The sequence below is a fragment of the Streptomyces sp. ID05-39B genome (genome assembly GCF_033794725.1).
GTDB lineage: Bacteria > Actinomycetota > Actinomycetes > Streptomycetales > Streptomycetaceae > Streptomyces > Streptomyces bobili.
Window position 1 is genome coordinate 57,371 of the sequence record NZ_JARGEF010000009.1, and the last position, 23,109, is coordinate 80,479.

Genomic DNA, 23,109 nt, shown 5'->3' on the forward strand with positions numbered 1-23,109 from the left:
CGCTCTGAACCTGTACATGCCAGTAGTTGGCCGGACTGCCGCCGGGTGTTCACTCCTTCCGCGCGAGCGCAGGGAAAAGCCCGCCCCAGGTGGGGCGGGCTTCACCGGTGAGGGACCGTCAGGGAGGGACCGTCAGGGAGCGGGCAGGTCGATGAGTTCTGCCAGGGCTTCGCGGTGGGCGCCCGCGGTGCCGTAGGCGATCGAGTCGGCCTTCGCCCGCTTCAGGTACAGGTGGGCCGGGTGCTCCCAGGTCATCCCGAGGCCGCCGTGCAGCTGGACCGCCTCCTCGGCGGCGTGGACGGCGACGGACGCGGCGTACGCCTGGGCCACGGCGACGGCCACGTCGGCGTCCTCGCCGGTCGTGAGCGCGTCCGCCGCGCCCCGGGCGGCGGCCCGCAGGTTGACGACCTCCAGCCACAGCTGGGCGAGCCGGTGCTTGAGCGCCTGGAAGCCGCCGACGGGCCGGTTGAACTGCTTGCGGTCCTTGAGGTAGCGCACGGTCTCGGTCAACGCCCATTCGGCGACGCCGAGTTGTTCGGAGGCGAGCAGTCCGGCGCCGGTACGCAGGGCCCGGGGCACGGCGGGGGCGGCGTCCCCGAGCCGGCGGCCGGACACCCCGGAGAGGGCGACCGTGGCGAGCGGCCGGGTCAGGTCGAAGGACACCTGCGGGGTGACGGTCACGCCGGCGGCCTCGACCGCGTACAGCCCGCCGTCGTCCGCGGGTACGAGCAGCAGGCCGGCGCAGGCCGCGTCGGCGATGCCGGTCAGCTCACCGTGCAGGCGGCCGTCTTCCAGCCGTACGGCCGGGAAGGCTGCGCCGGGCGCGGTGTGCAGGCCGACGGCGAGCGCGGCGACCGTCGTGCCCTGCGACAGCCCGGCGAGCAGGTCGTCGGAGCCGCAGGCGAGCAGTGCCTCGGTGGCGACGACAGCGCTCGTCAGGTAGGGGACGGGGGCGACCGCACGGCCCAGTTCCTCCAGGACGACGGCCACCTCGCGGTGGGTGGCGCCCTGGCCGCCGAGTTCCTCGGGGACCAGCAGACCGGCGAGCCCCATCTTGTCGGTGAGGGCCTTCCACAGCCGGAGGTCGTGCGGGGCCTCCGACTCGGTGCGGGCGATCACGCCGGCCGCGTCGCCGTGGTCGCCGAGCAGATCGCGGACCGCGGCGCGGAGGGCCTCTTCCTCCTCGGTGTAGAGCAGATCGGTCATCGGGCCAGGTCCTTCCAGGCGACGTCCTTGTCGGTGCGCGGCTCGGTGGGCAGACCCAGCACGCGCTCGGCGACGATGTTCAGCAGGACCTCGGTGGTCCCGCCCTCGATGCTGTTGCCCTTGGAACGCAGGTAGCGGTAGCCCGCCTCACGGCCGGTGAAGTCGACGAACTCGGGGCGGCGCATGGTCCAGTCGTCGTACGACAGGCCCTCCTCGCCCAGGAGTTCCACCTCCAGGCCGCTGATCTCCTGGTTGAGGCGGGCGAAGGCGAGCTTCATGCCGGCGCCCTCGGGTCCGGGCTGGCCGGCGACGAGCTGCTGGCGCAGCCGTTCGGCGGTGAGCCGGGAGACCTCGGCCTCGACCCACAGCTTCAGGAGCCGCTGGTGCAGGTCGTGGGTGCGCAGTCCGGGACGCTCGCGCCAGGTCCTGGCGGCGGGGCCGATCATGCCGCCCTCGCGGGGCAGCCGCATGCCGCCGATGGCGACGCGCTCGTTGTTGAGCGTGGTCTGCGCGACCCGCCAGCCGTCGCCGACCTCGCCGAGGCGGTGGGCGTCGGGGATGCGGACGCCGGTGAGGAAGACCTCGTTGAACTCGGCCTCGCCGGTGATCTGCCGCAGCGGGCGGACCTCGACGCCGGGGTCGCTCATGTCGCACACGAAGTACGTGATGCCCCGGTGCTTGGGCACGTCCGGGTCGGTGCGCGCGATGAGGATGGCCCAGCGGGCGACATGGGCGCTGGACGTCCACACCTTCTGCCCGGTGACGACCCAGTTCTCGCCGTCCCGCACGGCGCGGGTGCCCAGGGCGGCCAGGTCGGAGCCGGCGCCGGGCTCGCTGAACAGCTGGCACCACACCTCCTCGCCGGTCCACAGGGGCCGCAGGAAGCGCCGCTTCTGCTCCTCGGTGCCGTACTGGAGGATCGTCGGCGCGGCCATGCCCAGGCCGATGCCGATGCGCCGGGGATCGTTGTCGGGGGCGCCCGCGGCCTCCAGCTCGGCGTCCACGACGGCCTGGAGGGAACGGGGGGCGCCGAGCCCGCCGAGTCCCTCGGGGTAGTGCACCCAGGCCAGGCCGGCGTCGAAGCGGGCCCTGAGGAAGTCGAGCGGGTCGGTGCCGGCCGGCGGGTGGGCGGCCAGCAACTCGGCGGTGCGGCGCCGGAGTTCGGCTGCGTCGGTCATACGGCGGCTCCGTTCTGCGGTACGACGGCGACCCGGCCGGTGGTGACACCGTCGGCGACGCGCTGGACGGCGGCGGCGGCCCCGTCCAGCGGGACGCGCTCGCTCACCAGCGGCAGGATCGCGCCACGGGCGGCGAGGTCGGTGAGCTGCTCGTGGCAGTGCTGGACCAGTTTCGGGTTCCTGGTGTTGTAGAGGCCCCAGTGCAGGCCGAGGATCGAGTAGTTCTTCACCAGGGCGTGGTTGAGGGAGGGGCTGGGGATGGTCCCGCTCGCGAAGCCGACGACCACGATGCGGCCCTCAAAGGCGACGACCTTGGTGGACTGGGTGTAGGCCTCGCCGCCGACCGGGTCGTAGATCACGTCGGCGCCCCGGCCGCCGGTGGCCTCCTTGACGGCGCCGACCACGTCCTCGGCCCGCCGGTCGATCACCACGTCGCAGCCCAGTTCGCGGGCGACGGCCGCCTTGTCGGGCCCGCCGACGACGCCGATGACGGTGGCACCGGCGGCCTTGCCGAGCTGTACGGCGGCACTGCCGACCCCGCCCGCCGCGGCGTGCACGAGGAGCGTCTCACCGGCCTCCAGCCGGGCCCGGCGGTGCAGGCCGAACCAGCCCGTCTGGTAGCCGATGTGCAGCGCGGCGGCCTCGGCGTCGTCCAGCGAGTCCGGCGCGGGCAGCAGGGCCGCGGTGTCGGCGACGGCGTACTCGGCGAAACCGCCGTACGGCAGCGCGGGGTTGGCGATGACGCGGCGGCCGTCCTCGGTCTCGCCGCAGATCTCCACGCCCGGTGTGAAGGGCAGCGGCGGCCTCACCTGGTAGTGGCCGCGGACCATGAGCGCGTCCGGGAAGTTGATGTTCGCGGCGCGCACCTTGAGCAGGGTCTGGCCCTCGCCGGGCGTGGGCCGCTCGACGTCCGCGAGCCGCATCACCTCGCTCGGCTCGCCGTTCTCGTGCACCTGCCATGCCTGCATGCGGAGCCTCCACGGGACTGCGTCGTCTGACCGGGGTCGATCGCATACTAAGCGGTCGCTTGCCGTTCAGGGAACAGTCGGCGGGCAACAGGCCCGGACAGGGGGCGTCGGATGCGTCACGCCCCCTTGGGCCGCGCCCGCACATGCATCCGCTCGCCCTGCGGTCCGAAGAGGCTGAGGAACTCCACCGGCCCCTCCCCCGTCGACCCGAACCAGTGCGGCACCCGCGTGTCGAATTCGGCGGCCTCCCCCGCGGACAGCACCACGTCGTGCTCGCCCAGCACCAGCCGCAGCCGCCCGGACAGCACGTACAGCCACTCGTATCCCTCGTGTGAGCGCGGGTCCGGGTCGCCCGTGCGCTGCGGTTCCAGCACCTTGAACGCCTGGAGGCCGCCCGGCTGGCGGGTCAGCGGCCAGTGGGTGCGGCCGTAGCGCACGACCGGCTGCGCCCGGACCCGCGGGTCGCGCACCGACGGCGCGCCCACCAGTTCGTCCAGCGCCACCTCGTGGGCCCTCGCGATCGGCAGCAGCAGCTCCAGGCTGGGCTTGCGCAGCCCGGACTCCAGCCGGGACAGGGTGCTCACCGAGATACCGGTCACCTCGGACAGCCCCGCCAGCGTGGCGCCGCGTTCCTTGCGGATCCGGCGCAGCCGGGGCCCGACCTCGGCGAGCACTGTGTCCGTGTCGTCGTCGACGCCGTCCACGTCGTCCGCCCTGTCGTCGTCACTCATGCGTCCATTGCAGTTTCGGCAAACCCGTTTGTCAATGTCGCAGTGGTCGCGCGACGGTCGGACGTGGAGGTGGTCACACATGACCGAGAACACCGCACTCGCGGACAGCTACGAAGTGATCGTCATCGGCGGCGGCGCCGCGGGCCTGTCCGCGGGCCTGGTGCTGGGCCGGGCCCGGCGCCGCACCCTGGTCGTCGACGCGGGCGAGCCGCGCAACGCGCCCGCCGCCCACATGCAGGGCTATCTGTCGCGGGACGGCATGTCCCCGGCCGAGTTCCTGGCCACCGGGCGCGAGGAGATCGCCCGGTACGGCGTGGAGCTGGTCCGGGACCGGGCGGTGGCTGCCACCCGGGACGACGGTTTCACGGTGACGCTGGCGGGCGGTCGGACCGTGCGCGCCCGGCAGCTCGTCGTCGCCACCGGCTTGAAGGACGAGCTGCCCCCGGTCGAGGGTCTCGCCGAGCGGTTCGGGCGGGACGTACTGCACTGCCCGTACTGCCACGGCTGGGAGGTCCGCGACCAGGCCTTCGGGGTGCTCGCCACCAGCCCGATGAGCGTGCACCAAGCGCTGATCGTGACCCAGTGGTCGAAGGACGTGACGCTGTTCCTGCACACGGTGACCGAGGCGGAGCTGTCCGCCGAGGACCTGCGCCGGCTCGCGGCGGCCGGTGTCCGGGTGGTGCCCGGCGAGGTGGCCGGGCTGGTCGTCGAGGACGACCGGCTCACCGGGATCCGGCTGGGGGACGGGAGCGTGCACGCCCGCGAGGCGCTGTTCGTCGCCCCCAGGGCGGTTCCACGGACCGACCTGCTGGCGCGGCTGGGCGCCGAGATGACCGAGACACCGTTCGGCGTCTACCCGGTGGTGGACGGCCGGGGCCTGACCACCGTGCCGGGCCTGTGGGCGGCGGGCAACGCCTCCGGCTTCGCGGAGCAGGTGATCAACGCGGCGAGCCGCGGCTACCGTGCGGGCGCCGCGATCAACGGGGAGCTGCTGATGAACGATCTGGACGCCGCCGTCCAGGTGTAGTCGCCACGCCGGCGTTGCACCATGGCTGCATGCTGCTGACCCGGCTCGCCGATGTGTCCCGGGAGGTCGCCGCCACCTCGGCGCGCTCCCGCAAGATCGCCCTGCTCGCCGCACTGTTCCGGGACGCGGAGGCGCAGGACGTGCCGATCGTGATCCCGTATCTCGCCGGGCGGCTCCCCCAGGGGCGGCTCGGCATCGGCTGGAAGGCGCTGAGCCGCCCGGTCGCCCCGGCCGCCGCGCCGACCCTGACCGTACGTGAGGTGGACGCCCGGCTCACCGCGCTGGGCGCGCTGTCGGGCCCCGGATCGCAGGCCGAACGGGCCCGGCTGGTCGGCGAGTTGATGGGCGCGGCCACCGAGGACGAGCAGCGTTTCCTGATCGCGCTGATCACCGGCGAGGTCCGGCAGGGCGCCCTGGACGCGGTGGCGGTGGAGGGCCTCGCGGAGGCGACGGCCGCTCCCCCGGCGGACGTACGGCGGGCGGTCATGCTGGCCGGGTCCCTCCGGACAGTGGCCGAGGCGCTGCTCACGGACGGGCCGGCGGCGCTGGAACGGTTCCGGCTCACCGTCGGCCGCCCGGTGCTGCCGATGCTCGCGCACACCGCGTCCTCGGTGGCCGAGGCCGTCGGCAAGCTGGGCGCCTGCGCGGTGGAGGAGAAGCTGGACGGCATCCGTGTCCAGGTCCACCGGGACGGCGACACCGTACGGGTGCACACCCGCACCCTCGACGACATCACCGACCGGCTGCCGGAACTCACCTCGGCGGCACTGGAGTTGAACGGCGAGCGGTTCATCCTGGACGGCGAGGTCATCGCCCTCGACGACGCCGGCCGGCCGCGTTCCTTCCAGGAGACCGCGGGCCGCGTCGGCTCCCGCGTGGACGTGGCCACGGCCGCCGCGGCGGTCCCGGTGTCCCCCGTCTTCTTCGACGCGCTGTCGGTCGACGGCCGGGACCTGCTCGACCTGCCTTTCTTCGAGCGGCACGCCGAGCTGGCCCGGCTGGTGCCCGAGCCGATGCGGGTGCGCCGGACGGTCCTGGCGGGCGAGGCGGACCTCCAGGCGGCCGAGGACTTCCTGGAGGAGACGCTGGCCAGGGGCCATGAGGGCGTGGTCGTGAAGTCCCTCGACGCGCCCTACAGCGCCGGCCGGCGCGGCGCGTCCTGGCTGAAGTTCAAGCCCGTGCACACACTCGACCTGGTGGTCCTGGGCGCCGAGCGGGGTCATGGCCGGCGCACCGGCAAGCTCTCCAACCTCCACCTCGGCGCCCGCACCGCCGACGGCGGCTTCGCGATGCTCGGCAAGACCTTCAAGGGCATGACCGACGCCATGCTCACCTGGCAGACCGACCGCCTCCAGGAGCTGGCCGTCGAGGACGACGGCTGGCTGGTGACCGTCCGCCCCGAACTCGTCGTGGAGATCGCCTACGACGGCCTCCAGCGCTCCACCCGCTACCCGGCCGGCGTCACCCTGCGCTTCGCCCGCGTGGTCCGCTACCGCGAGGACAAGCGCCCCGAGGAGGCGGACACCGTGGAGACCCTGCTCGCCGCCCACCCGGACGTACGGCCGTGACGGCGCGGCGCAGCGCGGGACTGCTGCTGTTCCGGCGCACCGCCGACGGTCCCCAGGTGTTGCTGGGGCATATGGGCGGCCCGTACTTCGCGAAGAAGGACGCGGGCGCCTGGACGGTGCCCAAGGGCGAGTACGAGCCCGACGAGCCGGCCTGGGAGGCCGCCCGCCGCGAGTTCCGGGAGGAGCTGGGGGTGGCGCCGCCGGACGGCGAGGCGTTCGCGCTCGGGGAGGTCCGGCAGACCAACGGCAAGATCGTGACGGCCTGGGCGATCGAGGCGGACCTCGATCCGGCGGAGGTCCAGCCCGGCACCTTCGTCATGGAGTGGCCGCCGCGCTCCGGGCGGACCCAGGAGTTCCCCGAGCTGGACCGGGTCGCCTGGCACGGCCTGGACCGGGCGCGCGAGCTGATCGTGAGGGCGCAGGCCGCGTTTCTCGACCGGCTCGCGGAGCACTCGGGCTGAGCGGACGCGCACGCGTTGCGGGTCCCACTTCGACGCGCGAAGGTCGAAGCACAGCCAGCACTCCAGGAGGTCGGTCATGCCCATCGCGACGGTGAACCCGGCGAACGGCGAGACGCTCAAGACGTACGAGGCCATGGACGAGGAGGAGATCGAACGCCGGCTCCAGCTCGCCGAGGCCACGTTCCGCACGTACCGCACGAGCGCGTTCGCCGACCGCGCCCGGCTGCTGAACCAGGCCGCCGACCTCCTCGACGAGGACCGGGCGGAGATCGCCCGCGTGATGACCACCGAGATGGGCAAGCCGGTGCAGCAGGCACGCGCCGAGGCCGCGAAGTGCGCCAAGGCCATGCGCTGGTACGCCGAGCACGCGCCGGAGCTCCTCGCCGACGAGCGGCCCGCCGAGTCCGACGTCAGGGACTCCGGCGCCTCCCACGCCCTGGTCCGCTACCGGCCGCTCGGCCCGGTGCTCGCGGTGATGCCGTGGAACTTCCCGCTGTGGCAGGTCGTCCGCTTCGCCGCGCCCGCGCTGATGGCGGGCAACGTAGGCCTGCTCAAGCACGCCTCGAACGTCCCGCAGACCGCCCTCTACCTGGAGGATCTCTTCCACCGGGCCGGCTTCACCGAGGGCTGCTTCCAGACCCTGCTGATCGGATCCGGGGCGGTCGACGAGATCCTTCGCGACGAGCGGATCAAGGCGGCCACCCTGACCGGCAGCGAGCCCGCGGGCCGCGCGGTCGCCTCCACCGCCGGCGAGATGGTCAAGAAGACGGTGCTGGAACTGGGCGGCAGCGACCCGTTCGTCGTCATGCCCTCCGCGGACGTCGACCGGGCGGCCGAGGTCGCGGTGACCGCGCGCGTGCAGAACAACGGGCAGTCGTGCATCGCCGCCAAGCGGTTCATCGTCCACTCGGACGTGTACGACCGCTTCGCCGAACGCTTCACCGAGGGGATGAAGGCACTCAAGGTCGGCGACCCGCTGGAGGAGGAGACCCAGGTCGGTCCCCTCGCGAGCGAGCGGGGCCGCGCCGATCTGGAGGAACTCGTCGACGACGCCCGGCGCGGCGGCGCCACGGTGCTGTGCGGGGGCGAACGTCCCGACGGGCCCGGCTGGTACTACCCCCCGACCGTCCTCGCCGGCCTCGGCCGCGAGATGCGCATCCACCGTGAGGAGGCCTTCGGGCCGGTGGCGACCCTGTACCGGGCGGCCGACCTGGACGAGGCCGTGCTCATCGCCAACGACTCCCCCTTCGGCCTGAGTTCCAACGTATGGACCCGCGAGGCGGCCGAGGTGGACCGTTTTGTGCGGGATCTGGAGGCGGGCGGGGTGTACGTCAACGGGATGACCGCGTCCCATCCGGCGTTCCCCTTCGGCGGGGTGAAACGGTCCGGGTACGGGCGTGAGCTGTCCGGGCACGGAATCCGGGAGTTCTGCAACATCACCACGGTTTGGCACGGTGTGTGAGCGCGGCGCGGCTACGATCCCGGTTGTGAACCGCGAAGTGACTCTGCCTCTGATCGTCGACGACCGCGGGACCTTGCAGGTGACCGCGGCCGACGTGAGCAAGCTGCTCCGCACGCTGGGCGGCCGGTGGCTGCATCTCGTCGAGGCCGGGGCGGAGGGGCTGGACGAGGACACGGTCGCCGCGCTGACCATCGAACTCGCGAAGCTGGCCGACCGTATCGACGTGGCGTGCATCGCACACAGCAGCGGCGGGGCGCCGTAGGGCCGATACAGCCCGACGCCCAGCCACCCCAGCGCTGCCCGCCGCTACCGGATCGGCATCCCCGACAGGGTCCGCGCGATCACCAGCCGCTGGATCTCGCTCGTGCCCTCGAAGATCGTGTAGATGGCGCTGTCCCTGTGCATCCGCTCCACCGGGTACTCCCGCGTGTAGCCGTTGCCGCCGAGGATCTGGACGGCCTGCGCCGTCACCGTCTTCGCCGTCTCGCTGGCGTACAGCTTCGACATGGAGCCCTCGGCCGCGGTGAACGGGCGGCCGTTGACCGCCATCCAGGACGCGCGCCACACCAGCAGCCGGGCCGCGTCGATCTGGGTGCGCATGTCCGCGAGCTGGAAGGCGACACCCTGGTTGTCGATGATCGGGCGGCCGAACTGCTCGCGCGTCTTCGCGTAGTCGAGGGCGACCTCGTAGGCCGCGCGGGCCGTGCCGACGGCCATCGCACCGACCGCCGGCCGCGAGGCCTCGAACGTGGCCATGGCGGCGTTCTTCACGCGCTCGCCGCCGCCGGCCTTTGCCCGCTCGCGTGCCCGCGCCAGCCGCTCGTCGAGCTTCTGCTTGCCGCCGAGCAGGCAGGAGCCGGGGACGCGCACCTGGTCGAGGATCACCTCGGCGGTGTGCGAGGCGCGGATGCCGTGCTTCTTGAACTTCTGGCCCTGGGCGAGACCGGGCGTGCCCGGCGGGACGATGAAGGAGGCGTGCCCCTTGGAGCCCAGGTCGGCGTCGACGACCGCGACGACCACGTGGACGTTGGCGATACCGCCGTTGGTCGCCCAGGTCTTCGTGCCGTTGATCACCCACTCGTCCTTGGCCTCGTCGTACACGGCACGGGTGCGCATGGAGGCGACGTCGGAGCCGGCGTCGGGCTCGGAGGAGCAGAAGGCGGCGACCTTGACGTCGGCCGGGTCGCCGTACATCTGGGGGATCCAGGTGCCGATCTGTTCCTCGGTGCCGTTGGCGAGGACGCCGACGGCGGCGAGGCCGGTGCCGACGATGGAGAGGGCGATGCCCGCGTCTCCCCAGAACAGCTCTTCCATCGCCATCGGGATGCCGAGGCCCGTAGGGTCGAAGTACTGCTGGGCGTAGAAGTCGAGGGAGTAGATGCCGACCTTCGCGGCCTCCTGGATGACCGGCCAGGGAGTCTCCTCACGCTCGTCCCATTCGGCGGCCGCGGGGCGGATGACGTCGGCCGCGAAGCCATGCAGCCAGTCCCGGACCTCCTTCTGTTCGTCGTTGAGCTCCATGGTGAACTCGGCCATGTCCCCTCCAGTGGCGGAACGTGTGTTACTAGCGGTAACTCGAGTCTGTTACCGGTCGGTAGGAAAAGTCAACTCCTGATGACAGCTCGGCAGCCCGTTCGATGTCAGGCCGCCGTCAGGTGTTAGTTTGCGCAGGCGTCACCGAATCACCACGGGTGGGGAGAGCACATGGACACCACACAGCGGACCGAGCAGCAGAGGTCCGCCGACCGCCGCCGGCGCGAACTGCTGGAGGCCGCCGACAGAGTGGTGCTCCGGGACGGGCCCCAGGCCTCCATGAACGCCATCGCGGCGGAGGCCGGCATCACCAAGCCCATCCTCTACCGCCACTTCGGCGACAAGGGCGGACTGTACGCCGCTCTCGCCAAGCGGCACACCGACGCACTGCTCGCCTCGCTGCGGGCCGCGCTGGACGCTCCCGCCGAACGCCGGGAGCGGGTCGAGGCCACGCTGGACACCTACCTCGCGGCCATCGAGGCCCGCCCGCAGGTCTACCGCTTCCTGATGCACCCCTCGGACGGCGCCCCCGGCGAGCAGGGCTTCGACGTCGGCAAGCACTCGGCTCCCGTACTGCGGCGGATGGGCGAGGAACTGGCCCAGGTCATCGAGGAGCGGCTCGACCTCGGACCCGGGACCCAGCAGCTCGCGCGCGTCTGGGGACACGGGATCGTCGGGATGATGCACGCGGCCGGGGACTGGTGGCTGGGTGAACGGCCCTGCTCCCGGGCCGAACTGGTGCGCGGCCTCGCCGACCTGTTGTGGGGCCGCCTCGCGGCGGCGGGCGACAAGGTGGGCGGTCCCGGGTTCTGACCCGGCCCCGCGCCCCCGGCAACGTCCGCTCACCCGCCCCAGGAGGCCCGCTTCACCTGGCGCGTCAGCCGCCGCTTGCGCCAGCCCTGTACGCGGTCCGCGTACACCCGCCCCTCCAGGTGGTCGCATTCGTGCTGCAAGCATCTGGCAAAGAATCCCGTCCCGTGGACGGTGACGGGCTCGCCCGTCACCGTGAAACCCTCGACGAGCGCGTGGTCGTAGCGTTCCGTCCCCGCTTCCAGGCCCGGCAGGGACAGACAGCCCTCCGGGCCGCGGATCACCACACCGTCGGCGTCCACCAGGCGCGGGTTGACGAGATGTCCGAGGTGGCGCACGTCCTCGTCGTCGGGGCAGTCGTAGACGAACACCCGCAAGGACTCCCCGACTTGGTTGGCGGCCAGGCCCACGCCCTCGGCCGCGTACATCGTGGCGAAGAGGTCCTCGACGAGACGGGCCAGTTCCGGACCGAACTCGGTGACCTTGGCGCAGGGTTGCCCAAGGACCGGATCGCCGAGCAGGGTGAGGGGCCGGACGCGCCCGTGGGCGCCCGGGATGGAACCTTGTCGCATGGCGGCAAGGGTACGGTCCTTTCTGACACGCGCATGCCGTGCGCAGCGTGAGACGGTGCCGGGATTCGGGACTGTGAATGGATCTCGATAGGCTGACCACCTACCACGTTGCCGTCAGGCTTCAGGCGCGGCGCGTACGCAAGGAGGATCGAGAACTGATGGCAGGCAACTCGGACCCGCTCACGCCGCGGGCCAAGATCGCCGTGACCGCGGGCAAGGCGGTCGCTGCGGCATCGCGGGCCGCGGGACGCGGCAGCGGTTCGGTGATCGGCGGCCGGGTGGCGCTGAAACTCGACCCCGACCTCCTCGCCCGGCTCGCCCAGAACCTGGACGTCATCCTCGTCTCGGCGACCAACGGCAAGACCACGACCACCCGCCTCATCGCGGAAGCCCTGGGGGCCGCGGGCCCGGTCGTCTCCAACGCGCTCGGCGCGAACATGCCCGCCGGCATCACCTCGGCGCTCGCGGGCGGCTCGGACGCCAAGTACGCCGTGATCGAGGTCGACGAGAAGTACCTCGCCGGTGTCGCCCGCGACACCGCGCCCAAGTGCATCGCGCTGCTCAACCTCTCCCGCGACCAGCTGGACCGCGCCGCCGAGACCCGCATGCTCGCCGAGAACTGGCGCGAGGGACTGGCCGGTTCCAAGGCCGTCGTCATCGCCAACGCCGACGATCCGCTGGTGGTGTGGGCCGCGTCCTCCTCCCCCAACGTGATCTGGGTCGCCGCCGGGCAGATGTGGAAGGACGACGCCTGGTCCTGCCCGTCCTGCGGCGGTGTGATGCAGCGCCCCGGCGACGACTGGTTCTGCGGCGAGTGCGGGTTCCGGCGGCCGACGCCGAGCTGGGCGCTCTCCGGGGACCACGTCCTCGACCCGCACGGCTCCGCCTGGCCGATCCACCTCCAGCTGCCGGGCCGCGCCAACAAGGCCAACGCCGCCTCCTCGGCCGCCGTCGCCGCCGTCTTCGGCGTGCCGCCGCAGGTCGCGCTGGAGCGGATGTACCAGGTGCAGGCCGTCGCCGGACGCTACGACGTCGTCCAGTTCATGCAGCGTGACCTGCGGCTGCTGCTGGCGAAGAACCCGGCGGGCTGGCTGGAGACGTTCAGCCTCATCGACCCGCCGCCCACGCCGGTCATCCTCTCGGTGAACGCGCGCGGCGCCGACGGCACCGACACCTCCTGGCTGTGGGACGTCGACTACACCCGGCTGACCGGCCACCCGATCTTCGTCGTCGGTGACCGCAAGCTGGACCTCGCCGTGCGCCTGGAGGTGGCCAACCAGCACTTCCAGGTGTGCGAGAACGTCGACCAGGCCGTGCAGCTGGCGCCACCCGGGCGTATCGAGGTCATCGCGAACTACACCGCATTCCAGGACCTGCGCCGCCGCGTCGGCAACTGACCCGAGGAGCTTCACGTGATGAGTGACAACCAACTGCGGGTCGTCTGGATCTACCCGGACCTGCTCAGCACCTACGGCGACCAGGGCAACGTCCTGGTCGTGGAGCGGCGGGCCCGCCAGCGCGGGCTCGACGTGGCCCGGCTGGACGTGCGCAGCGACCAGCCGATCCCGACCTCCGGCGACATCTACCTGATCGGCGGCGGTGAGGACCGGCCGCAGCGGCTGGCCGCCGAGCGGCTGCGCCGGGACGGGCACCTGTACCAGGCGGTGCAGAACGGCGCGATCGTGTTCGCGGTGTGCGCCGGCTACCAGATCCTGGGCCACGAGTTCGTCAACGACCTCGGTCAGCGCGAGCCCGGCCTCGGCCTGCTCGACGTGACCACGACCCGCGGTGAGGGCGAGCGGTGCGTCGGCGACGTCCTCGCGGACATCGACCCGCGTCTCGGGCTGCCCTCGCTCACCGGCTTCGAGAACCACCAGGGCATCACCCACCTCGGCCCGACCGCCCGCCCGCTCGCCCGCGTCCAGATCGGCAAGGGCAACGGCACCGGCGACGGCACCGAGGGCGCGTACAACGACACCGTCTTCGGCACCTACATGCACGGTCCGGTGCTGGCACGCAACCCGCTCATCGCGGACCTGCTGCTGAAGCTGGCGCTCGACGTGAACGCGCTTCCGCCGACCGACGACCGCTGGTACGAGGCGCTGCGCAGCGAGCGCATCGCGTCCGCGCAGCAGCCCGCCTGAGGGGCTGCGCGGCGGCCCGCGTGACCTGTGGGTTCACCCGATCCACGGGGTGCCGTCAGCAGCGCGGATGACGGTACGTCCGCACAGGTGAGCAGGCGCGTCCAGCAGGCGGACGTGTGCTTCGGCCCCGCCCCCTCCTGCCGCTAGGGTGGCGGGGATCGAGCCGGACAATGCGGTCCGGATCCGGCCCACGTGGAGAAGGTTGTTCGGGCTATGCGCATTGGTGTCCTCACGTCCGGCGGCGACTGCCCCGGCCTGAACGCCGTCATCCGGTCCGTCGTGCACCGTGCCGTCGTGGACCACGGCGACGAGGTCATCGGCTTCCGGGACGGCTGGAAGGGCCTCCTGGAGTGCGACTACCTCAAGCTCGACCTCGACGCGGTGGGCGGCATCCTCGCCCGCGGCGGCACGATCCTCGGCTCCTCCCGCGTCCAGCCCTCGCAGCTGCGGGACGGCGTGGAGCGGGCCCGCGGACACGTCGAGGAACTCGGCCTCGACGCCATCATCCCGATCGGTGGTGAGGGCACGCTCAAGGCGGCCCGGCTGATGTCGGACAGCGGCCTGCCCATCGTCGGTGTGCCGAAGACCATCGACAACGACATCGCCGTCACCGACGTCACCTTCGGCTTCGACACCGCCGTCGGTGTCGCCACCGAGGCACTCGACCGGCTCAAGACCACCGCCGAGTCCCACCAGCGGGTCCTCGTCGTGGAGGTCATGGGGCGGCACACCGGCTGGATAGCGCTGCACTCCGGGATGGCGGCCGGCGCCCACGCCATCGTCGTACCGGAGCGTCCCTTCGACATCGAGGAGCTGGCCCGGCGGGTCGGCGCGCGGTTCGAGGCCGGAAAGCGGTTCGCCATCGTCGTCGTCGCGGAGGGTGCCAAGCCGGCGCCCGGCTCCATGGCCTTCGACGAGGGCGGCAAGGACATCTACGGGCACGAGCGGTTCGCCGGGATCGCCCGGCAGCTCTCCATCGAGCTGGAGCAGCGGCTCGGCAAGGAGGCCCGGCCGGTGATCCTCGGGCATGTCCAGCGGGGTGGCACGCCCACCGCGTACGACCGGGTGCTCGCCACCCGGTTCGGGTGGCACGCGGTGGAGGCCGTGCACCGGGGCGAGTTCGGGAAGATGACGGCCCTGCGCGGGACGGACATCGTGATGGTGGAACTCGCGGAGGCCGTCGAAACGCTGAAGACGGTTCCCGAGGACCGGTACGCCGAAGCGGAGTGCGTGCTCTAGACCGCCCTCCGATCGCCGGGCGGGCTTCGCCTTCCGGGCTCCTCGCGGGTTCTCCTGGTCCCTGCCCCCGGTGACATGAGTCGCCGGGGGCGGTTCTAGTCTTGGGGCGCAGGAAACGTACAACCCCCCACGAATCAGGAGCCGGCGGATGGAACACAGCGGGCACGGCATGACCATGGATCTGCCGCCGTTCACGCTGGGGCGGGGTCTTCAGTGGTCACCGGACCCGTTCTTCCTCGTCGCCTGTCTGGCCGCGCTCGGGCTGTACGCCTGGGGTGTCGTCCGGCTGCGGCGGCGCGGGGACGCGTGGTCCGCGGGGCGGACGGTGGCGTTCGTCGTCGGCGTGCTGACGATCATGCTGGTGATGTGCACGAGGCTGAACGACTACGGCATGGTCATGTTCAGCGTGCACATGGTGCAGCACATGGTGATCAGCATGCTGTCGCCGATCCTGCTCCTGCTCGGCGCCCCGGTCACCCTGGCGCTGCGCGCCCTGCCCACCGCCGGCAAGGGCCGCAAGGGGCCGCGTGAGCTGCTGCTGATGCTGCTGCACAGCTGGTACATGCGGATCGTCACGCATGCCGCCTTCACCATTCCGCTGTTCATCGCGAGCCTGTACGCGCTGTACTTCACGCCGATCTTCGACTTCCTGATGGGCTCGGGCCTCGGGCACGCCGCGATGATGGTGCACTTCCTCGCCGTCGGCGTGGTGTTCTTCTGGCCGATCATGGGCGTGGACCCCGGCCCGAACCGGCCGGGCTACCTGATGCGGATGCTGGAGCTGTTCGCCGGGATGCCGTTCCACGCGTTCTTCGGTATCGCGCTGATGATGGCGTCCACGCCGATGGTGAAGACGTTCGAGAACCCGCCCGCCTCCCTGGGCATCGACGCCCTCGCCGACCAGAACGCGGCCGGCGGTATCGCCTGGGCGTTCAGCGAGATCCCGTCGGTGCTGGTGCTGATCGCGCTGCTGTTCCAGTGGTACGGCTCCGAGCAGCGGCAGGCCAAGCGCCAGGACCGGGCGGCCGACCGGGACGGTGACAAGGAACTGGAGGCGTACAACGCCTACCTGGCCTCGCTGAGCGGTCGCCGCTGACCGCAGTGCGTCGGCCGGACGCTTTCGACCGGAGGCTAATGGGCGTTCGCCGGGGCTCAAGGGCCGGAACCAGGGCACCATGGAGGGGGACACACCCTGTGGGGGGTGTGCCGGAGGAGGGTGTCGCGATGCCCCGGTCCATGAACGGTTCGGCGGACAGTTCCACGAAGACCATGGGGGTGCTCACCATCGGCGGCCTCGTCGCGGTGACCGCCTACACGGTGGCGCTCGGCAGCAACGGCTGGCTGTGGTTCGGCTGGGTCGTGCTCGGTCTGATCACGCTCGCGTTGGTCGCCATGCGCACGACGTGACGACCGGGCGGCTCAGCCCGGTGTGCGGGCCGCCGAGTGGACGCCCGGCTGGTACTTCGGCAGCCGGGCGCTGATCTTCATGCCCGCTCCGGGCGCGGTCTCGATCACCAGGCCGTGGTCGTCGCCGTACACCTGGCGGAGCCGGTCGTCGACGTTGGACAGGCCGATGCCGCCGGACGGGCTGACCTCGCCGGCCAGGATGCGGCGCAGCAGGGCGGGGTCCATGCCCGCGCCGTCGTCCTCGATGACGACCAGGGCCTCGGCGCCCGCGTCCTGCGCGGTGATCTGGATATGGCACTTGTCGGCCTTGCCCTCCAGGCCGTGCTTGACGGCGTTCTCGACCAGCGGCTGGAGGCAGAGGAAGGGCAGGGCCACCGGGAGGACCTCCGGGGCTATCTGGAGGGTGACGGAGAGGCGGTCGCCGAAGCGGGCCCTGACCAGTGCCAGATAGTGGTCGATGGCGTGCAGCTCGTCGGCGAGGGTGGTGAAGTCGCCGTGCCGGCGGAACGAGTAGCGGGTGAAGTCGGCGAACTCCAGGAGCAGCTCGCGGGCCCGCTCCGGGTCGGTGCGGACGAACGAGGCGATCACCGCCAGCGAGTTGAAGATGAAGTGCGGGGAGATCTGGGCGCGCAGGGCCTTGATCTCGGCCTCGATGAGGCGGGTGCGGGAGTCGTCAAGGTCGGCCAGCTCCAGCTGGACGCTCACCCAGCGGGCCACCTCGCCGGCGGCCCTGACCAGCACGGCCGACTCGCGGGGCGCACAGACGACGAGGGCGCCGTGCACCCGGTCGTCGACGGTGAGCGGGGTGAGCACCGCCCAGCGGACCGGGCAGTCGGGGGAGTCGCAGGTGAGCGGGAAGGCCTCGCCGCGGCCGGTGTCGAGCGGGCCGGCCAGCCGGGCCATGATCTCCGTGCGGTGGTGGGCGCCCACGCCGTCCCAGGCCAGGAGCTGTTCGCGGTCCGTGAGGCAGAGGGCGTCCGTGCCGAGCAGGGTGCGCAGCCGGCCGGCGGACTTGCGGGCCGTCTCCTCGGTGAGACCGGCGCGCAGGGGCGGGGCGGCGAGGGAGGCGGTGTGCAGGGTCTGGAAGGTGGCGTGCTCGACGGGGGTGCCGAGGTCGCCGAGGCTCTGCGGGCGGGCGGTGCGCCGGCCCAGCCAGAAGCCGGCGGCGAGGCAGGGCAGGATCGCGATGCACAGGCCCGCGAGGAAGCCGCTCATGCCTTGACCTCCGCGGCCCGCAGTTCCTCCGGCAGATGGAAGCGGGCCAGGATGGACGCCGTGCCGGCCGGGACGCGGCCGGGGGTCGCCAGGGACACCAGGATCATGGTGAGGAAGCCCAGCGGGACCGACCACAGCGCGGGCCAGGCCAGCAGGGCGTGCAGGCCGCCGGTGACGGGCAGGCCCGCCATGGTCGCGGCGACGGCGACGAAGGCCGAGCCGCCGCCCATCAGCATCCCGGCGGCCGCGCCCGGCGGGGTCAGCCGGCGCCACCAGATGCCGAGGACGAGCAGCGGGCAGAACGAGGACGCGGACACGGCGAAGGCGAGTCCCACCGCGTCGGCGACGGGCAGCCCGCCCACCAGCAGGCTCGCGGCGAGCGGTACGGCCATGGCGAGACCGGTGCCCAGCCGGAAGTGCCGTACGCCGCGGGTGGGCAGGACGTCCTGGGTGAGGACGCCCGCCACGGCCATGGTCAGGCCCGACGCGGTGGACAGGAACGCCGCGAAGGCGCCGCCCGCGACCAACGCGCCGAGGAGGTCGCCGCCCAGTCCGCCGATCATGCGGTCGGGCAGCAGCAGGACGGCGGCGTCGGCGTCGCCGGTGAGGGCCAGTTCCGGGGCGTAGATGCGGCCGAGGGCGCCGTAGACGGGCGGCAGCAGGTAGAAGGCGCCGATGAGGGCCAGGACGGCGACGGTGGTGCGGCGGGCGGCGACACCGTGCGGGCTGGTGTAGAAGCGGACGACGACGTGCGGCAGGCCCATCGTGCCGAGGAAGGTGGCGAGGATCAGGCCGTACGTGGCGTACAGCGGGCGTTCCTCGCGGCCCGCGGCGAGGGTGGTGGACATGCCGCCGTTGCTGCCGCGTTCGGCGGTGGGGACGGGGGTGCCGGGGGTGAAGGTGAGGCGGGCGCCCTGTTCGATGCGATGGGTGCCGGCGGGGAGGCTGAGGGCGGCCTCCTCGTGCCGGTGGCCGTCGACCGTGCCGGTCACCGTCACGGTCAGGGGCCGCTCCAGCAGCAGGTCGAGGGTGGTGTCGACGCGGACGGCCCGCTGGTCGCGGAAGGCGGGCGGCTCCTCGAAGACGTGCCGGGGCGCGCCGTCGGCCTGCCAGGCGAGGATCAGGAAGAGGGCGGGGACGAGGAGGGCCGTGAGCTTGAGCCAGTACTGGAAGGCCTGCACGAAGGTGATGCTGCGCATGCCGCCGGCGGCGACGGTCGCGACGACGACGACGGCGACGATGAGTCCGCCGAGGGAGTCGGGCGCCCCGGTCAGCACGGTCAGGGTCAGTCCGGCGCCCTGGAGCTGGGGCAGCAGGTAGAGCCAGCCGACGCCCACGACGAAGGCGCCCGCGAGCCGTCGTACCGCCTGGGAGGCGAGGCGGGCCTCGGCGAAGTCGGGCAGGGTGTAGGCGCCGGAGCGGCGCAGCGGGGCGGCGACGAAGAGCAGCAGGACCAGGTAGCCGGCGGTGTAGCCGACCGGGTACCAGAGCATGTCCGGGCCCTGCACGAGGACGAGTCCCGCGATGCCGAGGAAGGAGGCCGCGGAGAGGTACTCGCCGCTGATCGCGGCCGCGTTGAGGCGGGGGCCGACGGTGCGGGAGGCGACGTAGAAGTCGGAGGTCGTGCGGGAGATGCGCAGGCCGAAGGCGCCGACGAGGACGGTCGCCACGACGACCAGGGCGACGGCGGGGACGGCGAAGGTGGGGTTCATCGGTCCTCGACCAGGCGCACGAGGTCGCGTTCGTTGCGTTCGGCGCGGCGGACGTACCAGCGGGCGAGGAGCACCAGCGGGGCGTACAGGCCGAAGCCGAGGACCGCCCACTCCAGACGGCGGGCGTCGGGCATCGCCGCGAACAGCAGGGGCAGCGGACCGACCAGCAGGACGAGGACGGCGAACACGGTGAGAGCTGCTCGCAGTTGGGTGCGCATGAGGGAGCGGACGTAGGTGTGGCCGAGGGTGGTCTGCTCGTCGATCTCGGTGCGCGGGCGGTAGTAGCCGGAGGTACGCCGGGAGCGGCGGGGCGGGCCGGTGACGACGACGCGGCGCTCGGCGGGGTCCTGCTGGGGCACCGTCACGGCCTCCGCATCAGCAGGTCCCGCAGTTCGCGGGCGTGGCGGCGGCTGACCTGGAGTTCCTCGCCGCCGACGACGACGCTGACGGTGCCGGCGTCCAGGCGGAGTTCGCCTATGTGGCGCAGGGCGACGAGGTGGCGGCGGTGGATGCGGACGAAGCCGCGGGCGCGCCAGCGCTCCTCCAGGGTGGACAGCGGGATGCGCACGAGGTGGCTGCCGCGGTCGGTGTGCAGGCGGGCGTAGTCGCCCTGGGCCTCCACGTGGGTGATGTCGTCGACGGGGACGAACCGGGTCACCCCGCCCAGCTCGACGGGTATCTGGTCCGGGTCGGGTTCGTGGACGGGGATGCGGGGCGCGGTGCCGCGCTGTTCGGCGGCGCGGCGGACGGCCTCGGCGAGCCGTTCCTTGCGGACCGGTTTGAGGACGTAGTCGACGGCCTTCAGGTCGAAGGCCTGGACGGCGAAGTCCTCGTGTGCGGTGACGAACACCACCAGGGGCGGGCGGGCGAAGCCGGTGAGCAGCCGGGCCAGGTCGAGGCCGTCGAGGCCGGGCATCTGGATGTCGAGGAAGACGACGTCGATGGCCTCCGGGCCGTCGGGGCCGGACTCCAGGGCCCTGTTGATCCGGCGCAGCGCCTCCGTCGCGTCACCGGCGCCCTCCACGCTCCCTATCCGGGGATCCGCGGTGAGCAGGTACAGCAGCTCCTCCAGTGAGGGGCGTTCGTCGTCGACGGCGAGGGCGCGCAGCATGAAGGTGGAGTGTAGGGGCGATCCGTACGGCTGGACATGTACCGGGGTACGGACGTACCCGCTGGATACAGTGCCCGCATGAACAGCGGCCCCGCTCCTTTCGACGAACTCGACCGGAAGATCCTCACCGCGCTGATGGCGAACGCCAGGACGAGCTTCGCCGAGATCGGCACGGCGGTCGGGCTGTCGGCAACGGCGGTCAAGCGCCGGGTGGACCGGCTGCGGGACAGCGGCGTGATCACCGGGTTCACGGCGACGGTGCAGCCGTCGGCGCTGGGCTGGCGTACGGAGGCGTACGTGGAGGTGTACTGCGAGGGGGCGGCGCCGCCGCGGCGGCTCACGGAGGTGGTGCGCAACCATCCGGAGATCACCGCGGCGATGACGGTGACCGGCGGTGCGGACGCGCTGTTGCATGTGCGGGCGCGGGACGTGGAGCACTTCGAGGAGGTGCTGGAACGCATCCGGGTGGAGCCGTTCATCCGCAAGACGATCAGCGTGATGGTGCTCTCGCACCTGCTGCCGGAGAGTCCGGAGGCGGGCGCCACCCACGCGGCCCCGCACGCCGACCCCCCGGACGCATCAGACGTGCGTTGAGCCGGGCAAAGACGCAGCGTTCCTGCGTCAACACGCAACCCTTCTTCCTTGTCGGGCGTCCCGGTCGCTTTCTACCGTGGTGTCAACCCCAAGTCGACAGCGCAGGAAAAGCGGAGGAACCCCTCTGTGACCGTCAGCCGTGTGCCCAGCCTTCGGCGCTTCCTCGTCTGTGAACCCAGACATTTCGCCGTGCAGTACGCGATCAACCCGTGGATGTGTCCCGACTCCCCCGTCGACGTCGACGTCGCGCACGAGCAGTGGCAGGCGCTGATCCGCGCCTACCGTGCGCACGGCCACACCGTCGACACCGTCGAGCCCGCCCCCGGGCTCCCCGACATGGTCTTCGCCGCGAACTCCGCGGTCGTCGTCGACGGCCGCGTCTTCGGCTCCCTCTTCCACGCGCCCGAGCGGCGTGCCGAGTCCGGTCACTACGACACGTGGTTCAAGGCGGCGGGCTTCGACGTCCACCGGCCCGGGTCCGTCTGCGAGGGCGAGGGCGACCTGGTGTGGACCGGCCGGTACATGCTGGCCGGCACCGGTTTCCGCACGACCCGCGAGGCGCACCGGGAGGTGCAGGAGTTCTTCGGGCACCCGGTGGTCAGCCTGACGCTGGTGGACCCGCACTTCTACCACCTCGACACGGCGCTGTTCGTGCTCGACGGCCGGCCCGAACACGCAAACATCGCGTACTACCCGCAGGCGTTCTCGCCCGGCAGCCGTGAGGTCCTCGCACGGCTCTATCCGGACGCGGTGCTCGCCACCCGTGACGACGCGATGACGTTCGGGCTGAACTCCGTCTCCGACGGCCGCAACGTCTTCATCGCGCCGCGCGCCGAGGCGCTCGCCGGCCGGCTCGCCGAGCGCGGCTATGTCCCCGTCCCCGTCGACCTCTCGGAGTTCCAGAAGGCCGGAGGTGGCATCAAGTGCTGCACTCAGGAGATCCGTTCATGACCGCTCCCGCCCGTACGCGTACGTCCGCCGACCTGATCCGGGCCGAGGAGCCCGTCCTCGCGCACAACTACCACCCGCTGCCCGTGGTCGTCGCGCGGGCGCAGGGGACGTGGGTGGAGGACGTCGAGGGCCGTCGCTATCTCGACATGCTGGCCGGATACTCGGCGCTGAACTTCGGGCACCGCCACCCCGCGCTGGTCGAGGCGGCGCACCAGCAGCTCGACCGGCTGACGCTCACCTCCCGCGCCTTCCACCACGACCGGCTCGCCGAGTTCGCGCAGCGGCTCGCCGCACTGACCGGGCTCGACATGGTGCTGCCGATGAACACGGGCGCCGAGGCCGTCGAGAGCGGGATCAAGGTGGCCCGCAAGTGGGCCTACGAGGTGAAGGGCGTCCCGGCCGACCGGGCGACGATCGTGGTCGCCGCGGAGAACTTCCACGGCCGTACGACGACGATCGTCAGCTTCTCGACGGACGAGACGGCGCGGGCCGGGTTCGGGCCGTTCACGCCGGGGTTCCGGATCGTGCCGTACAACGACCTCGCGGCGCTGGAGGCGGCCGTCGACGAGACGACCGCGGCCGTGCTGATCGAGCCCATCCAGGGCGAGGCGGGGGTCGTCATCCCCGACGACGGCTATCTGGCCGGGGTGCGGGAGCTGACCCGGCGCCGGGGCTGCCTCTTCATCGCCGACGAGATCCAGTCCGGGCTCGGCCGGACGGGGCGGACGCTGGCCGTCGAGCACGAGGGGGTCGTCCCCGACATGCTGCTGCTCGGCAAGGCGCTGGGCGGGGGGATCGTGCCGGTGTCGGCCGTGGTCGCGCGGCGGGACGTGCTGGGCGTGCTGGGGCCGGGCTCGCACGGGTCGACGTTCGGCGGGAATCCGCTGGCGGCGGCGGTGGGAACGGCGGTCGTTGCACTGCTGGAGACCGGTGAGTTCCAGGCGCGGGCGGCCACGCTCGGCGGTGTCCTGCGGGACGGGCTGGACGGGCTGGTCGGCCGGGGTGTCGTCGGGTTCCGCGCGCGCGGGCTGTGGGCCGGGGTCGACGTGGACCCGGCGGTCGGGACCGGCCGGGAGATCGGTGAGCGCCTGCTGGCGGAGGGCGTCCTGGTGAAGGACACCCACGGCTCGACCATCCGGCTGGCCCCACCCCTGACGATCACGGAGGAGGAGCTGGGGACGGCGCTGAGGGCCCTGGGGAAGGTGCTGGGAGGGTAGGCA

At 72.3% G+C, this 23,109-nt stretch carries 24 protein-coding genes; 14 read left to right on the forward strand and 10 right to left on the reverse strand.

The features are described from left to right. Nucleotides 1-132: 132 nt before the first annotated feature. The 4 genes from P1P75_RS04280 to P1P75_RS04295 form a co-directional block, all read right to left on the reverse strand. Nucleotides 133-1,206, reverse strand: coding sequence for an acyl-CoA dehydrogenase family protein (locus tag P1P75_RS04280; RefSeq protein ID WP_319251970.1), 1,074 nt, complete (start codon nt 1,204-1,206; stop codon nt 133-135). Further along, on the reverse strand, nt 1,203-2,384 hold the full coding sequence (locus P1P75_RS04285) for an acyl-CoA dehydrogenase family protein (RefSeq protein WP_319251972.1): 1,182 nt from the start codon (nt 2,382-2,384) through the stop codon (nt 1,203-1,205). Before P1P75_RS04285 ends, P1P75_RS04280 begins: the two co-directional genes overlap by 4 nt. After that, nucleotides 2,381-3,352, reverse strand: coding sequence for an NADPH:quinone oxidoreductase family protein (locus tag P1P75_RS04290; protein ID WP_319251974.1), 972 nt, complete (start codon nt 3,350-3,352; stop codon nt 2,381-2,383). Before P1P75_RS04290 ends, P1P75_RS04285 begins: the two co-directional genes overlap by 4 nt. A gap of 116 nt (nt 3,353-3,468) precedes the next feature. Next, nucleotides 3,469-4,083 carry an XRE family transcriptional regulator gene (locus P1P75_RS04295; RefSeq protein ID WP_319251976.1) on the reverse strand — a complete coding sequence of 205 codons (615 nt, stop codon included), beginning with the start codon at nt 4,081-4,083 and terminating at the stop codon, nt 3,469-3,471. Between the two features lie 79 nt (nt 4,084-4,162). On the opposite strand from P1P75_RS04295, the gene P1P75_RS04300 reads away from it, so the two are divergent. From P1P75_RS04300 to P1P75_RS04320, 5 genes are all read left to right on the forward strand, one after another. After that, nucleotides 4,163-5,110, forward strand: a complete 948-nt coding sequence (locus tag P1P75_RS04300) for an NAD(P)/FAD-dependent oxidoreductase (RefSeq protein ID WP_319251978.1) — start codon at nt 4,163-4,165, stop codon at nt 5,108-5,110. A 29-nt stretch (nt 5,111-5,139) separates the two neighbouring features. Continuing rightward, nucleotides 5,140-6,678, forward strand: a complete 1,539-nt coding sequence (locus P1P75_RS04305) for an ATP-dependent DNA ligase (protein WP_319251980.1) — start codon at nt 5,140-5,142, stop codon at nt 6,676-6,678. Then, complete coding sequence (locus P1P75_RS04310) at nt 6,675-7,139, forward strand: NUDIX domain-containing protein (RefSeq protein ID WP_319251982.1); 465 nt, start codon at nt 6,675-6,677, stop codon at nt 7,137-7,139. Before P1P75_RS04305 ends, P1P75_RS04310 begins: the two co-directional genes overlap by 4 nt. A 76-nt stretch (nt 7,140-7,215) precedes the next feature. Further along, nucleotides 7,216-8,601: an NADP-dependent succinic semialdehyde dehydrogenase gene (locus tag P1P75_RS04315; protein WP_319251984.1), complete on the forward strand. Its 1,386-nt coding sequence runs from the start codon at nt 7,216-7,218 to the stop codon at nt 8,599-8,601. 25 nt (nt 8,602-8,626) lie between these two features. After that, on the forward strand, nt 8,627-8,863 hold the full coding sequence (locus P1P75_RS04320) for a DUF6213 family protein (protein ID WP_319251986.1): 237 nt from the start codon (nt 8,627-8,629) through the stop codon (nt 8,861-8,863). Between the two features lie 44 nt (nt 8,864-8,907). On the opposite strand, the gene P1P75_RS04325 is transcribed toward P1P75_RS04320, so the two are convergent. Beyond that, nucleotides 8,908-10,137, reverse strand: coding sequence for an acyl-CoA dehydrogenase family protein (locus P1P75_RS04325; RefSeq protein ID WP_319251988.1), 1,230 nt, complete (start codon nt 10,135-10,137; stop codon nt 8,908-8,910). A gap of 168 nt (nt 10,138-10,305) precedes the next feature. Here P1P75_RS04325 and P1P75_RS04330 point away from each other — a divergent pair, with 168 nt between their 5' ends. Further along, the gene (locus P1P75_RS04330) at nt 10,306-10,947 is read left to right on the forward strand and encodes a TetR family transcriptional regulator (protein WP_094103205.1); all 642 of its coding nucleotides are present in this window, start codon (nt 10,306-10,308) and stop codon (nt 10,945-10,947) included. A 29-nt stretch (nt 10,948-10,976) separates the two neighbouring features. Here P1P75_RS04330 and def read toward each other — a convergent pair whose 3' ends face one another. Further along, the gene (gene def / locus P1P75_RS04335) at nt 10,977-11,516 is read right to left on the reverse strand and encodes a peptide deformylase (RefSeq protein ID WP_319251991.1); all 540 of its coding nucleotides are present in this window, start codon (nt 11,514-11,516) and stop codon (nt 10,977-10,979) included. A gap of 158 nt (nt 11,517-11,674) precedes the next feature. On the opposite strand from def, the gene P1P75_RS04340 reads away from it, so the two are divergent. The 5 genes from P1P75_RS04340 to P1P75_RS04360 all read left to right on the forward strand — a co-directional run bounded on the left by P1P75_RS04340 (nt 11,675) and on the right by P1P75_RS04360 (nt 16,306). Further along, entirely contained in the window at nt 11,675-12,913 is a 1,239-nt protein-coding gene (locus P1P75_RS04340; protein WP_319251993.1) for a MurT ligase domain-containing protein, read from the forward strand. Nucleotides 12,914-12,931: 18 nt separating this feature from the next. After that, the gene (locus tag P1P75_RS04345) at nt 12,932-13,660 is read left to right on the forward strand and encodes a type 1 glutamine amidotransferase (protein WP_086768474.1); all 729 of its coding nucleotides are present in this window, start codon (nt 12,932-12,934) and stop codon (nt 13,658-13,660) included. 213 nt (nt 13,661-13,873) lie between these two features. Further along, nucleotides 13,874-14,899: a 6-phosphofructokinase gene (locus P1P75_RS04350; protein WP_319251995.1), complete on the forward strand. Its 1,026-nt coding sequence runs from the start codon at nt 13,874-13,876 to the stop codon at nt 14,897-14,899. Nucleotides 14,900-15,047: 148 nt separating this feature from the next. Further along, complete coding sequence (locus tag P1P75_RS04355) at nt 15,048-15,995, forward strand: cytochrome c oxidase assembly protein (RefSeq protein WP_319251997.1); 948 nt, start codon at nt 15,048-15,050, stop codon at nt 15,993-15,995. 128 nt (nt 15,996-16,123) lie between these two features. Continuing rightward, on the forward strand, nt 16,124-16,306 hold the full coding sequence (locus P1P75_RS04360; protein ID WP_319251999.1) for a hypothetical protein: 183 nt from the start codon (nt 16,124-16,126) through the stop codon (nt 16,304-16,306). A gap of 12 nt (nt 16,307-16,318) precedes the next feature. Here P1P75_RS04360 and P1P75_RS04365 read toward each other — a convergent pair whose 3' ends face one another. The 4 genes from P1P75_RS04365 to P1P75_RS04380 are packed head-to-tail and all read right to left on the reverse strand — an operon-like array spanning nt 16,319 to nt 20,344. Further along, nucleotides 16,319-17,521: a histidine kinase gene (locus tag P1P75_RS04365; protein WP_319252001.1), complete on the reverse strand. Its 1,203-nt coding sequence runs from the start codon at nt 17,519-17,521 to the stop codon at nt 16,319-16,321. Further along, on the reverse strand, nt 17,518-19,233 hold the full coding sequence (locus P1P75_RS04370) for a cation acetate symporter (protein WP_319252004.1): 1,716 nt from the start codon (nt 19,231-19,233) through the stop codon (nt 17,518-17,520). The genes P1P75_RS04365 and P1P75_RS04370 overlap by 4 nt, the downstream gene beginning before the upstream one ends. Next, nucleotides 19,230-19,598, reverse strand: a complete 369-nt coding sequence (locus tag P1P75_RS04375; RefSeq protein WP_319252006.1) for a hypothetical protein — start codon at nt 19,596-19,598, stop codon at nt 19,230-19,232. Before P1P75_RS04375 ends, P1P75_RS04370 begins: the two co-directional genes overlap by 4 nt. After that, nucleotides 19,595-20,344: a LytTR family DNA-binding domain-containing protein gene (locus tag P1P75_RS04380; RefSeq protein ID WP_319252008.1), complete on the reverse strand. Its 750-nt coding sequence runs from the start codon at nt 20,342-20,344 to the stop codon at nt 19,595-19,597. Before P1P75_RS04380 ends, P1P75_RS04375 begins: the two co-directional genes overlap by 4 nt. Before the next feature lie 78 nt (nt 20,345-20,422). Between P1P75_RS04380 and P1P75_RS04385 the strand changes: the two genes are divergently transcribed. From P1P75_RS04385 to rocD, 3 genes are all read left to right on the forward strand, one after another. Then, complete coding sequence (locus P1P75_RS04385) at nt 20,423-20,938, forward strand: Lrp/AsnC family transcriptional regulator (protein WP_319252010.1); 516 nt, start codon at nt 20,423-20,425, stop codon at nt 20,936-20,938. A gap of 126 nt (nt 20,939-21,064) precedes the next feature. Next, a complete protein-coding gene (gene ddaH, locus P1P75_RS04390; protein ID WP_319252011.1) occupies nt 21,065-21,889 on the forward strand; it encodes a dimethylargininase in 825 nt (274 codons plus the stop codon). Next, nucleotides 21,886-23,106, forward strand: a complete 1,221-nt coding sequence (gene rocD / locus P1P75_RS04395; protein WP_319252013.1) for an ornithine--oxo-acid transaminase — start codon at nt 21,886-21,888, stop codon at nt 23,104-23,106. Before ddaH ends, rocD begins: the two co-directional genes overlap by 4 nt. The last annotated feature ends 3 nt before the right edge of the window (nt 23,107-23,109 follow it).

What these genes read in the sequence shown, in the direction of transcription:
- P1P75_RS04280 (WP_319251970.1), bottom strand. Translation starts at nt 1,206, where the DNA reads ATGACCGATCTGCTCTACACCGAGGAGGAAGAGGCCCTCCGCGCCGCG.
- P1P75_RS04285 (WP_319251972.1), bottom strand. Translation starts at nt 2,384, where the DNA reads ATGACCGACGCAGCCGAACTCCGGCGCCGCACCGCCGAGTTGCTGGCC.
- P1P75_RS04290 (WP_319251974.1), bottom strand. Translation starts at nt 3,352, where the DNA reads ATGCAGGCATGGCAGGTGCACGAGAACGGCGAGCCGAGCGAGGTGATG.
- P1P75_RS04295 (WP_319251976.1), bottom strand. Translation starts at nt 4,083, where the DNA reads ATGAGTGACGACGACAGGGCGGACGACGTGGACGGCGTCGACGACGAC.
- P1P75_RS04300 (WP_319251978.1), top strand. Translation starts at nt 4,163, where the DNA reads ATGACCGAGAACACCGCACTCGCGGACAGCTACGAAGTGATCGTCATC.
- P1P75_RS04305 (WP_319251980.1), top strand. Translation starts at nt 5,140, where the DNA reads ATGCTGCTGACCCGGCTCGCCGATGTGTCCCGGGAGGTCGCCGCCACC.
- P1P75_RS04315 (WP_319251984.1), top strand. Translation starts at nt 7,216, where the DNA reads ATGCCCATCGCGACGGTGAACCCGGCGAACGGCGAGACGCTCAAGACG.
- P1P75_RS04325 (WP_319251988.1), bottom strand. Translation starts at nt 10,137, where the DNA reads ATGGCCGAGTTCACCATGGAGCTCAACGACGAACAGAAGGAGGTCCGG.
- P1P75_RS04330 (WP_094103205.1), top strand. Translation starts at nt 10,306, where the DNA reads ATGGACACCACACAGCGGACCGAGCAGCAGAGGTCCGCCGACCGCCGC.
- def (WP_319251991.1), bottom strand. Translation starts at nt 11,516, where the DNA reads ATGCGACAAGGTTCCATCCCGGGCGCCCACGGGCGCGTCCGGCCCCTC.
- P1P75_RS04340 (WP_319251993.1), top strand. Translation starts at nt 11,675, where the DNA reads ATGGCAGGCAACTCGGACCCGCTCACGCCGCGGGCCAAGATCGCCGTG.
- P1P75_RS04345 (WP_086768474.1), top strand. Translation starts at nt 12,932, where the DNA reads ATGAGTGACAACCAACTGCGGGTCGTCTGGATCTACCCGGACCTGCTC.
- P1P75_RS04350 (WP_319251995.1), top strand. Translation starts at nt 13,874, where the DNA reads ATGCGCATTGGTGTCCTCACGTCCGGCGGCGACTGCCCCGGCCTGAAC.
- P1P75_RS04355 (WP_319251997.1), top strand. Translation starts at nt 15,048, where the DNA reads ATGGAACACAGCGGGCACGGCATGACCATGGATCTGCCGCCGTTCACG.
- P1P75_RS04360 (WP_319251999.1), top strand. Translation starts at nt 16,124, where the DNA reads ATGCCCCGGTCCATGAACGGTTCGGCGGACAGTTCCACGAAGACCATG.
- P1P75_RS04365 (WP_319252001.1), bottom strand. Translation starts at nt 17,521, where the DNA reads ATGAGCGGCTTCCTCGCGGGCCTGTGCATCGCGATCCTGCCCTGCCTC.
- P1P75_RS04370 (WP_319252004.1), bottom strand. Translation starts at nt 19,233, where the DNA reads ATGAACCCCACCTTCGCCGTCCCCGCCGTCGCCCTGGTCGTCGTGGCG.
- P1P75_RS04380 (WP_319252008.1), bottom strand. Translation starts at nt 20,344, where the DNA reads ATGCTGCGCGCCCTCGCCGTCGACGACGAACGCCCCTCACTGGAGGAG.
- P1P75_RS04385 (WP_319252010.1), top strand. Translation starts at nt 20,423, where the DNA reads ATGAACAGCGGCCCCGCTCCTTTCGACGAACTCGACCGGAAGATCCTC.
- rocD (WP_319252013.1), top strand. Translation starts at nt 21,886, where the DNA reads ATGACCGCTCCCGCCCGTACGCGTACGTCCGCCGACCTGATCCGGGCC.